Origin of the sequence: Halobaculum limi (assembly GCF_029490015.1) — an archaeon.
GTDB classification, from domain to species: Archaea; Halobacteriota; Halobacteria; order Halobacteriales; family Haloferacaceae; genus Halobaculum; species Halobaculum limi.
Genome location: NZ_CP120468.1, coordinates 382,340 through 394,380 on the forward strand (window position 1 = coordinate 382,340; position 12,041 = coordinate 394,380).

At 65.2% G+C, this 12,041-nt stretch carries 13 protein-coding genes; 6 read left to right on the forward strand and 7 right to left on the reverse strand.

Annotated features, from left to right (window positions below):
* Positions 1-47 precede the first annotated feature (47 nt).
* From P0D77_RS01910 to P0D77_RS01930, 5 genes are all read left to right on the forward strand, one after another.
* The gene (locus tag P0D77_RS01910) at positions 48-467 is read left to right on the forward strand and encodes a PPC domain-containing DNA-binding protein (protein ID WP_277554463.1); all 420 of its coding nucleotides are present in this window, start codon (positions 48-50) and stop codon (positions 465-467) included.
* 227 nt (positions 468-694) lie between these two features.
* Positions 695-4,240 carry a DNA polymerase II large subunit gene (locus P0D77_RS01915; RefSeq protein ID WP_277554464.1) on the forward strand — a complete coding sequence of 1,182 codons (3,546 nt, stop codon included), beginning with the start codon at positions 695-697 and terminating at the stop codon, positions 4,238-4,240.
* A gap of 50 nt (positions 4,241-4,290) precedes the next feature.
* Positions 4,291-4,701 (forward strand): DUF4440 domain-containing protein, encoded by a 411-nt coding sequence (locus tag P0D77_RS01920; RefSeq protein WP_277554465.1) that lies wholly within the window; start codon positions 4,291-4,293, stop codon positions 4,699-4,701.
* A 202-nt stretch (positions 4,702-4,903) separates the two neighbouring features.
* Positions 4,904-5,212 (forward strand): DUF7130 family rubredoxin-like protein, encoded by a 309-nt coding sequence (locus P0D77_RS01925; protein WP_277554466.1) that lies wholly within the window; start codon positions 4,904-4,906, stop codon positions 5,210-5,212.
* Between the two features lie 66 nt (positions 5,213-5,278).
* Positions 5,279-6,208, forward strand: a complete 930-nt coding sequence (locus tag P0D77_RS01930; protein WP_277554467.1) for a ketopantoate reductase family protein — start codon at positions 5,279-5,281, stop codon at positions 6,206-6,208.
* Between the two features lie 72 nt (positions 6,209-6,280).
* On the opposite strand, the gene P0D77_RS01935 is transcribed toward P0D77_RS01930, so the two are convergent.
* From P0D77_RS01935 to P0D77_RS01945, 3 genes are all read right to left on the reverse strand, one after another.
* A complete protein-coding gene (locus P0D77_RS01935; protein ID WP_277554468.1) occupies positions 6,281-7,861 on the reverse strand; it encodes a sulfatase in 1,581 nt (526 codons plus the stop codon).
* A gap of 291 nt (positions 7,862-8,152) precedes the next feature.
* Entirely contained in the window at positions 8,153-8,539 is a 387-nt protein-coding gene (locus P0D77_RS01940) for a NifU family protein (RefSeq protein ID WP_277554469.1), read from the reverse strand.
* Positions 8,540-8,603: 64 nt separating this feature from the next.
* A complete protein-coding gene (locus P0D77_RS01945) occupies positions 8,604-8,936 on the reverse strand; it encodes a DUF5783 family protein (RefSeq protein ID WP_277554470.1) in 333 nt (110 codons plus the stop codon).
* 171 nt (positions 8,937-9,107) lie between these two features.
* Here P0D77_RS01945 and P0D77_RS01950 point away from each other — a divergent pair, with 171 nt between their 5' ends.
* Positions 9,108-9,470 (forward strand): hypothetical protein, encoded by a 363-nt coding sequence (locus P0D77_RS01950; RefSeq protein ID WP_277554471.1) that lies wholly within the window; start codon positions 9,108-9,110, stop codon positions 9,468-9,470.
* Between the two features lie 43 nt (positions 9,471-9,513).
* Here the strand turns inward: P0D77_RS01950 and P0D77_RS01955 are convergent, their stop codons facing one another.
* From P0D77_RS01955 to P0D77_RS01970, 4 genes are all read right to left on the reverse strand, one after another.
* Positions 9,514-10,140, reverse strand: a complete 627-nt coding sequence (locus tag P0D77_RS01955) for an RAD55 family ATPase (protein ID WP_277554472.1) — start codon at positions 10,138-10,140, stop codon at positions 9,514-9,516.
* Between the two features lie 169 nt (positions 10,141-10,309).
* A complete protein-coding gene (locus P0D77_RS01960; RefSeq protein WP_277554473.1) occupies positions 10,310-10,783 on the reverse strand; it encodes a DUF8057 family protein in 474 nt (157 codons plus the stop codon).
* Positions 10,783-11,478, reverse strand: a complete 696-nt coding sequence (locus P0D77_RS01965; protein ID WP_277554474.1) for an RAD55 family ATPase — start codon at positions 11,476-11,478, stop codon at positions 10,783-10,785. The genes P0D77_RS01960 and P0D77_RS01965 overlap by 1 nt, the downstream gene beginning before the upstream one ends.
* 62 nt (positions 11,479-11,540) lie before the next feature.
* Positions 11,541-11,993 (reverse strand): chemotaxis protein CheW, encoded by a 453-nt coding sequence (locus P0D77_RS01970; protein WP_277554475.1) that lies wholly within the window; start codon positions 11,991-11,993, stop codon positions 11,541-11,543.
* Between the last annotated feature and the right edge of the window lie 48 nt (positions 11,994-12,041).

Here is a 12,041-nt window from a genome sequence, read left to right on the forward strand (position 1 = left end):
TCGCCGCGTCGGCAACGCTTTACTGCCTCTCGGTCGACGCCTCGCGTATGAACTACCGTGAGGTTGAGGTCAGCGGCGAGTATATGGCCAGTCTCGACAACGGCGCAGACTGGCGCGAAGAGATCGAATCGCTCGCGGACGAAGTGGAGGCGGACGCCGCGTGGTTCAACGCGATGGGCGCGGTGCAAGACGCCGAGGTGTGGTTCTACGACCAGGACGACCAGGAGTACCAGTCGGTCACGTTCGACGAACCGCTGGAGGTCGCGGCGTGCGTCGGCAACGTCGCGCTTCTCGACGGCGAGCGATTCGCACACACCCACGCCGTCCTCTCACGTCGGAGCGGGCAGGCGCTGGCGGGCCACCTCGACGGCGGCACCGTCTTCGCGGGCGAGGTGTACTTCCGCGCGTTCGAGGAGTCGCTGGAGCGCGAACACGACGACGTGACCGATCTGGATCTCTGGTTGTAACTGGCATCGCCGGGCGGTCGCGTCGCCACCGACCGGCGACGGACGAATCGCTTATGACCCTCCTCCGCACAGGAAAGTGACGTGCACCGACGACCCCGAGACGTGAGCCGAGGTGACGCGGCGGCCGCCGCCGCGACGCCGACTCCGGGGTCGTCACTATCGAAGCCGCGGGCGACGCGACGGAGCGCCCGCACGCGAGGACGGCGGACGACGACGGAGGCGACCCGATGAGACCCGACGACGAACGCTACTTCACCCGGATCGAAGACCGACTCGACGAGGCGTTCGAGCGCGCAGAGGCCGCGAAGGCGCAGGGAAAAGACCCACAGACGGAGATCGAGATTCCCGTCGCCCGCGACATGGCCGACCGCGTCGAGAACATCCTCGGTATCCCCGGCGTCGCCGAACGCGTGCGGGAACTGGAAGGGGAGATGTCCCGCGAGGAGGCGGCGCTGGAGTTGGTGACCGACTTCGTCGAGGGGACGGTCGGTGACTTCGACAGTCGCGCCGGGAAGATCGAAGGCGCGGTGCGGACGGCGGTCGCCCTCCTCACCGAGGGCGTCGTCGCCGCCCCCATCGAAGGTATCGACCGCGTCGAGATCCTCGAAAACGACGACGGAACCGAGTTCATCAACGTCTACTACGCCGGCCCGATCCGCTCTGCGGGTGGGACGGCGCAGGCGCTGTCGGTCCTCGTCGGCGACTACGCCCGCGCGTTGCTCGGGATCGAAGAGTACCACGCCCGCGACGACGAGATCGAACGCTACGCCGAAGAGATCGGTCTGTACGACAAGGAGACCGGCCTCCAGTACACGCCGAAGGACAAGGAGACGAAGTTCATCGCCGAGCACATGCCGGTGATGCTCGACGGGGAGGCCACCGGCGACGAGGAGGTGTCCGGCTTCCGCGACCTCGATCGGGTAGACACAAACTCCGCCCGCGGCGGGATGTGTCTCGTCCTCGCTGAGGGAATCGCGCTGAAGGCCCCCAAGATCCAGCGGTACACCCGCCAACTCGACGAGGTCGACTGGCCGTGGCTCCAAGACCTCATCGACGGCACCTACTACGACAGCGGCGACAGCGACGAGGCGGACGCAGACGCCGCCGACGACGCAGACGAGGGCGACGGCGAGGAGGCCGAAGTCAGCGACGGCGACGCAGACGAGGAGGCCGACGACGCGCCGACCGGGTCGCCGCGGGCGGAACCGTCGACGAAGTTCCTTCGCGACCTCATCGCAGGTCGGCCCGTTTTCGGACATCCCTCGGAGGCAGGCGGGTTCCGCCTTCGATACGGACGCTCGCGCAACCACGGCTTCGCGACCGCCGGCGTCCATCCCGCGACGATGCACATCGTCGACGACTTCCTCGCGACCGGAACGCAGATCAAGACCGAACGACCGGGGAAGGCGGGCGGCGTCGTCCCGGTCGACTCCATCGACGGCCCGACGGTCAGACTGGCGAACGGTGACGTGCGCCGCATCGACGACCCCGCCGAGGCGAAGGAACTCCAGAACGGCGTCGAGGAGGTCATCGACCTCGGCGAGTACCTCGTCAACTACGGCGAGTTCGTCGAGAACAACCACCCGCTCGTCCCCGCGTCGTACGTCCGCGAGTGGTGGGAACAGGACATCGCGGACGCCGGCGCAGATATGCAGGCGCTCGAAGACGACCTGACCATCGACCTCGACGACCCCGACGCCGAACGTGCGCTGGGATGGGTCGACGAGTACGACGCACCCCTCCACCCCGCGTACACGTACTGCTGGCACGACATCGGCGTCGACGAGTACGACGCCGTCGCCGACGCGGCCGCCGCCGGCGAGGTGACCGGCGAGTTGCTCGTCGTAGAGAACACCGACACCGTCCGCCGGGCGCTAGAGAAACTGCTTGTCGAACACACGCAGACCGAGGACGCACTCCGGGTCCCCGACTACCGCCCACTGCTGCGTCAACTCGGTGTCTCCGACGGCCTCCGTCGTGAGTGGGAGCGCTCCGACCTCTCGGCGGAGGCGGAGGCGTGGGACGACGGCGACAACGCCATCCGCGCGGTCAACGAGGTCGTCGACTTCGAGGTGCGCGAGCGTGCGCCCACCCGCATCGGCAATCGGATGGGCCGCCCGGAGAAGTCCGAGAGCCGCGACCTCTCGCCCGCGGTCCACACGCTGTTTCCCATCAAGGAGTTGGGCGGCAGTCAGCGCTCGATGGGTGAGGCCGCTCGCAACCGCACGGACAAGGGGAAAGGCGTCTACGACGTCCTCGTCGGCGACCGGAAGTGTCCCGACTGCGACGAACACACGTTCAAGTGCCTGTGCCCGGACTGCGGCGCACACACCGAACCCCACTACGAGTGCGACGAGTGCGGCACGGTCTGTGAACCGGACGAGTCCGGCCGCGTCGAGTGTCCGCGGTGTGAGTGGGAGGTCGAGAGCCCCGACTGGCACACCATCGACCTCAACAGCGAGTACTGGTCGGCGCTCGAGGCGACTGACGAACGAGAGGCCTCCTTCGAGATTCTGAAGGGCGTACAGGGGCTGTCCTCCGCCAACAAGACGCCCGAACCCATCGAGAAGGGCGTCTTCCGAGCGAAACACGGCGTCACCTCGTTCAAAGACGGGACGGTCCGCTACGACATGACCGACCTCCCGGTGACGGCGGTGCGCCCGGAGGAACTCGACGTGACCGTCGACCACTTCCGCGAACTCGGCTACGAGACCGACATCGACGGCGAACCGCTCGTCCACGACGACCAACTCATCGAACTGAAAGTCCAGGACATCGTTCTCTCGGACGGCGCGGCCGAGCACATGATGAAGACGGCCGATTTCGTCGACGAACTCCTCACCGACTTCTACGACCTGGACCCGTTCTACGAGGTGAACGAACGCGACGACCTCGTCGGCGAGTTGGTGTTCGGGATGGCCCCTCACACGAGCGCCGCCGTCGTCGGGCGCGTCGTCGGATTCACGAGCGCCGCCGTCGGCTACGCGCATCCGTACTTCCACGCGGCGAAACGTCGCAACTGCGACGGCGACGAGGACTGCGTGATGTTGCTGATGGACGGCCTGCTCAACTTCAGCAAGTCGTTCCTGCCGGACCAGCGCGGCGGGCAGATGGACGCGCCGCTGGTGATGTCCTCGCGGATCGACCCCTCGGAGATCGACGACGAGGCACACAACATGGACATCGTCCGGCAGTACCCTCGTGAGTTCTACGAGGCGACCTTAGAGATGGCCGACCCCGGCGAGGTAGAGGACCTGATCCAGATCGGCGAGGACACCCTGGGCACCGACGACGAGTACCGCGGCTTCGACCACACCCACGACACGACCGACATCGCCCTCGGCCCCGACCTGTCGGCGTACAAGACGCTCGGGTCGATGATGGACAAGATGGACGCGCAGTTGGCGCTCGCCCGGAAACTCCGCGCGGTCGACGAGACCGACGTCGCCGAACGGGTCATCGAGTACCACTTCCTGCCGGACCTCATCGGCAACCTCCGAGCCTTCTCCAGACAGGAGACGCGCTGTCTCGACTGTGGCGAGAAGTACCGCCGGATGCCGCTGTCGGGCGACTGCCGTGAGTGCGGCGGGAACATGACGCTCACCGTCCACCAGGGGTCGGTAAACAAGTACATGGACGTCGCCCTCAGAGTGGCCGAGGAGTTCGGCTGTCGCGAGTACACCATCCAGCGACTGGAGATTCTCGACCGTTCGCTGGAGTCGGTGTTCGAGAACGACAAGAACAAACAGGGATCGATTGCGGACTTTATGTGACCACTGAGGAGTAGGGTCACGGCTATCCGGCGGGCGACCGAGCGATCGGTATGCCGACCGAATCAGCCTGCCGTGCGGAGGTCGAACGCCTCCACGACTGCTTCGTCGCGTGGTTCGCGGGTACCGCCGCCCGCGACGACTTCGACGCCATCGCGGACGCACTTGCCCCCGGATTCGAGATGGTCGTCCCCGACGGAAGCCGACGCGGTCGAGACGCCGTTCTCGACGCGATCCGGTCGGCATACGGCCGTGACGACCCAGGCGCGTTCGACATCGACATCCGCAACGTCGAGGTCAGACACGACCACGCCGACTGCGCGACCGTGCGCTACGAGGAGTGGCAGGGGACACCCGACCGAACCACTAGCCGGGTCAGCACAGCGCTCGTGCGCGAGGACGACGACGCACCGAACGGCCTGCTGTGGGTCGACGTCCACGAGACGTGGATGGACGGGCCGTGACCGCGGTGGCGACCTGATCGACGTCCACCGAACCGTACGTTCGATACGGCACGCTATTTCTCCGATTCGTACTTCCGAACAGCGGTTTTAGCAAATTGGTTCGAAGATTCGAAACACCGGTACGGAACTGGTATCCAACTGAATCTATCGGGGATCAACTTTCTCGATACGAGTTAACACACGAGATGGCGTACTGACACCTATGGCAACCGAACAGACTGACAAGGACGTCCGACTCACCGACATCTCGGCTGGGCAGTCAGTGTACGACGTCGACGGCAACGAACTCGGGACGGTTCGCGGCGTCGACGACGCCGGGTTCTACGTCCTCGCACAAGAAGGCGCGGGCGCGGTGACGCTCGACGAGGCACGCGACATCTTCGGGAAGGCGTACGTGATGTGGCGCTGCTGGGAGTGCGGCGCGATGGGACAGATCGAGGGAGACCTCCCCGCGAACTGCCCCGACTGCGACGCGCCGCGGGAAGAGCTGTACTACTGGGCAGAAGACTGAATCGTCGCGAACGCTGGGTCGGCGGCCGACCGGACCGCTCTTTTCCTCCCACGCTCATCCACGGATATGGACATCGTCGTGTTCGGCGCGGGTGCACTCGGCAGTCTCGTCGGGGGGATGCTCGCCCGCGAGCACCACGTCACCCTCGTCGCTCGCGACCCGCACGCCCGTCGGATCGCCGGTCAGGGCCTCCGCATCGAGGGCGAACTCGACGGCCACGTTCGCCCGCGGGCGACAACCGACCCGACACCCGACGACCTCACCGCGGACCTGGCGCTCGTCACCGTGAAGGCGTACGACACCGAGGCGGCCGCCGACGCACTCGCCACCGGCGACCCCGAGGTGGTGTGCTCGCTGTCGAACGGCCTACCCGAGGAACTGCTAGTCGACCGCCTCGGCGACCGCGTCCTCGCTGGCTCTGCTACCTACGCTGCGGAACTGCCCGCCCCCGGCGTCGTCCGCTGCACCGGTGTCGGACGGATCCACGTCGGCGAACTCGGCGGCGGCGACTCGGCCCGGGCCGACCGCGTCGCCCGCGCGTTCCGCGAGGCGGGTCTCAACTGTACGGCCGACGCCGAGATGCCCCGCAGACGCTGGGAGAAACTCGCCGTCAACGCCGGCATCAACGCCGTGACGGCGCTCGCGCGGGTCCGAAACGGCGCGCTTGCGGACGGCCCCGCGGCCGACGTCGCACACCGGGCAGCACGCGAGACCGCCCGTGTCGCCCGCGCAGAGGGCGTCGACCTCTCGAATTTCGCCGCCGTCGACGCCCTCGACACGGTCGTCGCCGAGACCGCCGGGAATCGGTCGTCGATGCGACAGGACGTAGAGCGCGGAACCCGGACGGAGGTCGACGCCATCAACGGCGCGGTGGTCGACTACGCCGCCGACCACGCTATCGACGCGCCGACGAATCAGACGATGGCGGATCTCCTCCGCGTGTGGGAGAACCGACGAGCAGAGCGGGCTGACAGCGAAGAGATATGCTCCGAATAGCGGTTACGCACAGCGATTTCTCTTTGTAACGAGAGTTCAGTAAAATCGGATGACGACAGTGCGATTCGGAAGTTACTCTACGTAGCCCAAGTCGCGGAGTCGCTCGGTCGCCTCGTCGTCCATCTCCTCCAGCGAGTCGTCCGTCACTTCGCCGGCGGCGGCGTCGGTCCACGCGCCACCCGCGGCCGCCTCGAACTCGCCGAGGCGTGCCTCTGCCTCTGCGATTCGGTCGTCTGCGCCGTCAGTTCCAACCGTACTCGCGAGGTTCCGATCCTCGTTAGGGTCGGCGTCGAGGCGGAACGCCTCGTCGGGAACGCGGTCGATGCGGACGTACTTCGCGTCCGTGCTTCGGGCGGCGCGCATCCGCGAGTAGAAGCGGGAGTCCTCTGGTAACTCGATGCCGGCGCTGGCAGCCTTCTCCTCCAGTTGCTTCAACTCGACAACCGGACGAGAGTACTCCACGAAGCCGAAGTCGCCGTCTGACGAGGCCCGTTGTCCGGGGTCGCGGTCGGCGTCGTCGACGCCCGCGAACTCGCGGTAGTCGGCCGACAGTAGCGAGCGGGTTCGGTCGAGTGCGACCGCCTCCTCGTCGTCGCTGGCCGGCGTGCCGCCCTCGACGCCGAGCGTGTCGAGGACTGTGTGGTAGGTGTCCAGCAGTTCGACCGTGTCCTCGCGGCGGTCGGCGTCGAGTTCCGGGTGTTTGACCAGCAGAGGGACGTTGATCAACTGGTCGTACAGGCAGAACTCGTGGCCGTACAGGTCGTGTTCGCCGTGGAGTTCGCCGTGGTCCGCGCAGACGACGACGGCGGTGTCGTCCCAGCGGTCGGTCTCCTTCAGCCAGTCGAACAGGCGGGTGAGTTGGTCGTCGATGTGGGCGATTTCGGCGTCGTAGAGACCGCGGATGGCGTCCCACTCGTCGTCGTCGATGTCGCGAGCACCGGCGTTGTACTCCTTGGAGTTCTGGCACACCTCTGTCGAGTCGACGCCGGGGGCGAACTCCTCGACGTACTCTTTCGGCGGATGGTACGGCAGGTGGGCGTCCATCAGGTTGATGAACGCGAACCAGTCGTCGTCTGCGGATTCGCTGTCGTCGATGAACGACTTCGTGCGGTCGATGACGGCGGGTGTCTTCGAGTCGGCCCCCTCGCCGCTGGCGAGGTACTCGTGGGCGACATTCCCCAGCGATACGAGTTTGTCTGCGACTGTTCGCAGCGCCTCGTTGTCGTTCATCGCCTTCCACGCCTTGGCGAGTGGTCCCGACAGGAGGTCGCCGGGCATCACCTCGAAGAAGTTGTCTTGGTCGTCGAAGCCGTCGGTGAGGTGAGTGTACGGCGTGATCCAGGCGTTCGAAGAGTAACACGCCGTTCGATAGCCCGCCGCCGAGAGCGTCTCCGCGAGCGTCGTCGCCCCCTCCAGATACGGATTCTCTTGGTCTGCGCCGTGTCGGTGCGGGTACATTCCGGTGAACAGCGACGCGTGGACTGGCAGCGTCCACGGCGCGGGCGCGACCGCTTGGTCGAAGACGGTCGCCTCCTCGGCGAAGGCGTCCAACCCCGGCGTCGTCCTGCCGTCGTAGCCGTACGGTCCGAGTCGGTCCTTCCGGACCGTATCGAGTACGACGAACAGCACGTTTCCGGGCGAGTCGTCGCTCATACCCACCGAATCCCACTCGCCGGTAATCCCTCTTCTGGTCTCGTTGGAGCGTGAGTTACGGCGGCGACGATATTCGATATTGCAGTATGCGATTTATCGAGTCGATTGGCAGCCTGACCACGATACAGAGAATCGCGCCACAGACAGCGTCAGCGGCGGTCGTTCGCGCCGCTACGCCCCGAGAAGTGACTCACGTAACGGGTCGCCGAAAAGCAGTCGCTCGAAACGAGCGTCGGTCACGAAAAGCGGTAACGGTCGGCGGCGACACCGAATCGGGCGAGTCGGCCGGCTTCAGAAGGGAGCCTGCGGCCCTTCGTCGTCCTCGCCGTCGGAGGACTCGCCGGGGAACGACGGAGACATTCCGCCGTCGGAGTGGCTCATCCCACCGAGGTCGCCGTCGGCGCCCGACCCCATCCCGGTGTCGGCGATGACTTCGTTGATCTCGGGGATCTCCTTCGTCATCCGCGACTTGATCGCCTGGATCGTCATCGGGGAGATGCCACAGCCGGAACAGGCACCGCCCAGCGAGATGTGGACCTCGCCCGTCTCGCGGTCGAGGTGCTGGATGGCCGCGCTCCCGCCGTGCATCTGGATCTGCGGGAAGTTACGGCGCAGGAAGTTCGTCACGCGCTCGCGCAGTTCGTCCTCGCCGCCGTCGTCTTGAGAGTCGGCGCTCATTACTGGCGAGTTGGCGGCACGAGGGTTTCAAGCTTGTGCTAGCCGGAGTATCGCGGCCGTCGACTCACTCCTCGGGTGCGTCGAGGCCGAACACGCGGTACAACTGCGATTCGATCTCTGCGACGTAGCGGTCGAGCGTCTCCGTCAGTTTCTCGTCGTCGACGACGATCGCCGTCAGGCGGTCGGTCGGGTTCTCGGGGAGTTCGACGGTGAACGTGCCCGTCTCCTCGTCGTAGAACGGCTCTGACTCGTTGAGGATCTGCTGGTCGATGGCGTGGATCAACTCCGAGTCGAACTGGTCGTTCATCGTCTCGAAGGCGTTCTTGTACGCCCGCTGGAGTTCTGGGAAGTAGTTCGCGTACTTGTCTTCGAACTGCTCGGGGTCGAAGTCGGCCATTGTCGGACGATCCGTGGGCGTAGGTGTAAGCCCGACGGTCGGCCGCTGTAAACCGAAAGACGCGATATGGAATTGCTGAATCGGCTCGCACTCGTCACACAGTGTGGCTTTTTCTGGTGGCCTGCCGTTTGGGTGGTCCGTGAACGTAGCCGACGCCGGGGGTGAGTCGTAGTGGAACGCAGAGAACTGATCGTCGGTGGGTTCTCTGGGTGTGTCCTCGCTGCGGGCTGTCTCGGACTCGGTGCGGAGCCAAGTTCCATCTCGATATTCAATCGAACAGACCGCTCACAGCAACTCACAGTCACCGTGACGAACACGCAGACAGGAGCCACGCAACTGTCGGAGCAGTTCGAAATGGGTCCCGACACGGCCGAACAGCTGCGTCTCGACCGACGACGGGGCGTCGCGTACGACGCCACGTTCGAGATTGAGGGTGGCGAGCGTGCGGAGATTGGACTCAGCCCTTCGACGAGTGCCCTCGAGATTGAAATCGAGGAGGGTGGGCAGCTAACGTATCAGGCGACAGTGTCGTAGGTACGACGCAGAACAGATCGACACCGGCGGCGAACCGACCCGATCAGAACGTCGTCCACGCCGTCGCCGCCTGCCGACGGTCGCGGACGCGGAGTTCGCGTGCGCCATTCTCCTCGCGGGTGTTGATCACGGTGTCGAACGGTTCGTACATCGTGTGCAACACCTGTTCGTCGTGCATCGTGGAGTTGATGACCGCGACGGTGGTCCAGCCCTCACTCTCTACCTGTCGCGTGAGCACACGGACGAACTGGTAGACGTCCTGCGGATCGAGGTACATCAGCAGTTCCGACAGCGTGTGGACGCCCACGCCGACGGTGGTGTCCATCTCGCGGAACACCTCGTACACGTCGGTGAACTTCATCCCGATGTCGGTGACGTTCTTCGGCGACGACGCGTACCGGACGAGGTCGTCTTGGACGAGGTCGCCACCGCGCTGTTTCGAGACGCAGTCGACGACGCCGACCGACTCAGGCGCGACGTCTGCAACCTCAGCGTAGTCTGCGCGAATCTGGTCGGCCGGGTCGCCGGTGGTGATGAGGACGGCTCGCTCGCCGACGTCGGCAAGCAAGCGCAGCATTAGGTCGTACTTGCCGGTCATCGGGGGACCGGCGATGAGGAGACTTTGCCCTCCTCCGCCCCCGTCGAGTGACAGCGGGGCGTCCTCCAACATACGCGCCACGAGGCGACGGACGGCTAAAACCTTTGTCCAAACCGACGGAATCGACAGTTCCGAACGGTACAGCGTCACGATTCTGCCCCGTCACTGTGGATGATAGGTTCGAGCCGATCCCTCACCAGCGGACCGGTAGTCACCGGGTGAGACACTGCGACCGCCCCCGTCATCTCTCCTCCGAGGAGTCGTTCTCACGACTATTCGGCCGTCCGAGCGCCGACGGGAACCCGAGCGAGCCGAGGTCCTCGCCTCCGTCGAGGAGTCCGGCACGTTCGAGTGCCGCCGGGAAGTCGGTCGCACCGATCGACTGTCCCGCCGGAGACATCTCTGTGGCCGGATCGTCTCGAGCGTCGAGTGGTCCCGGTGGGACACCTCCTTCGACCAGGTGATCCCAGACCGACTCGTCGTCGGCGTCGTCCTCGTGTTCCGAGCGAACGACTGCGGCTTCCTGTTTGCCCTCTTGGTACGCGAGTTCGATGATACTGCGGTCGTACGAGGAGTCGATCGAGTCCCGAAGCCGCGTGAACTCCTCGCGGTTCTCGTAGCCGAACGAGGCGGCGACGCCGAGGGCGTACGCCCGACTGATCGCCTCCTCTCCGGAGATATCTTCCCAGTCGGTTCCCAGTCGTTCTTCGTACATCAGTGGGTGACTACCCGGCCGTCACCGACGACCAGTCCGGTGTCGGTGAACGCCAGGTCCTGAATGTCGGTGTCGACGTCGGCCCCGCGCATCTTCACCACCTGCAGGCCGCGTCGCATCCCGTCTTCTTCCATATAGTTGTGGAAGAAGACGACGCCGTGAGCGAGGAAGTGTTCGTCCGCGTACGCCGACGGGTCGGTCATCTCGGAGATGAGGTACGTCGTCGCACTCGTCCGTTTGAGCGACGAGAGGAACCGCATAACGGTGTTGTCGGAGTCGTCGAGCAGATACCGCAACAGCATCGTCGAGTCGATGACGACGCGGTCGATGTCTCGCGACTCGATGAACGAACTGATCCGGTTGGTGACGCTGTTGACGTCACGGCGGTCGCCGGGCATCCCGAAGAACCGCTTGCCCTCCGACGAGAAGGCGTCAAGGAACGTCACTGCACCCGACTCCAGCGCCTCCTCGAATCCGAACTCGTAGGAACTCATGTCTCGCTCCAGGTCCTCGCGACTCTCGTGCATACTGATGAACAGACATCGGTCACCAGCGGCGGCTCCTTCGGCGATAAACTGCGCCGAGAACGTCGTCTTTCCGCTCCCCGGCGGCCCGCAGACGACGTAGAGTCGTTCCCCCGGAAGGCCACCACCGACGAGGTCGTCGAAGCCCGAAACGCCACTCGATACGCGCATACTCATAGCCGAACGAGGTCCGTCATAAGGACTCTCCCCCGAGACTCAATGCTGATAGTGACTCACTCGGTTCGGGGCTCGACCCAGACGACGAAGCGGTCGTCGCCTTTGACGATACCGCGGACGGAGTCGTCGTTCGCGGTGGTCGCCTCGTCTACTTGGTCGGCGGCGACGTCACGCACCTGAAACACCTCGTCGACGACCCAGCCGACAGTCCCCCCGTCGTCGACTTCCTCGGGGTCGAACACGATGATACGCTCGCGAGCACCCGCCCCAGTGATGCCGAACAGCGTCTTCGGGTCGATGATCGTCGTGGTCTTTCCGCGAAGGTCCATCACACCCTCGACGTGGCGCGGCGAGTTGGGAATCGCCGTGAGGTCGCCCGCATCCACGATCTCGTCGATGTAGGCGATATCCAGACAGTACGTCTCCTCGCCCAGTCCGAACTCGAGGACCTGCGTGGTCTCTGCCTCGGCGTCGACCTCGGCGTCGGCCGACCGCTGACTGCTTGCCATACCTCTGATCCCCAAATCCTGTCGCTTAACGCTAGCCCACGAACTATC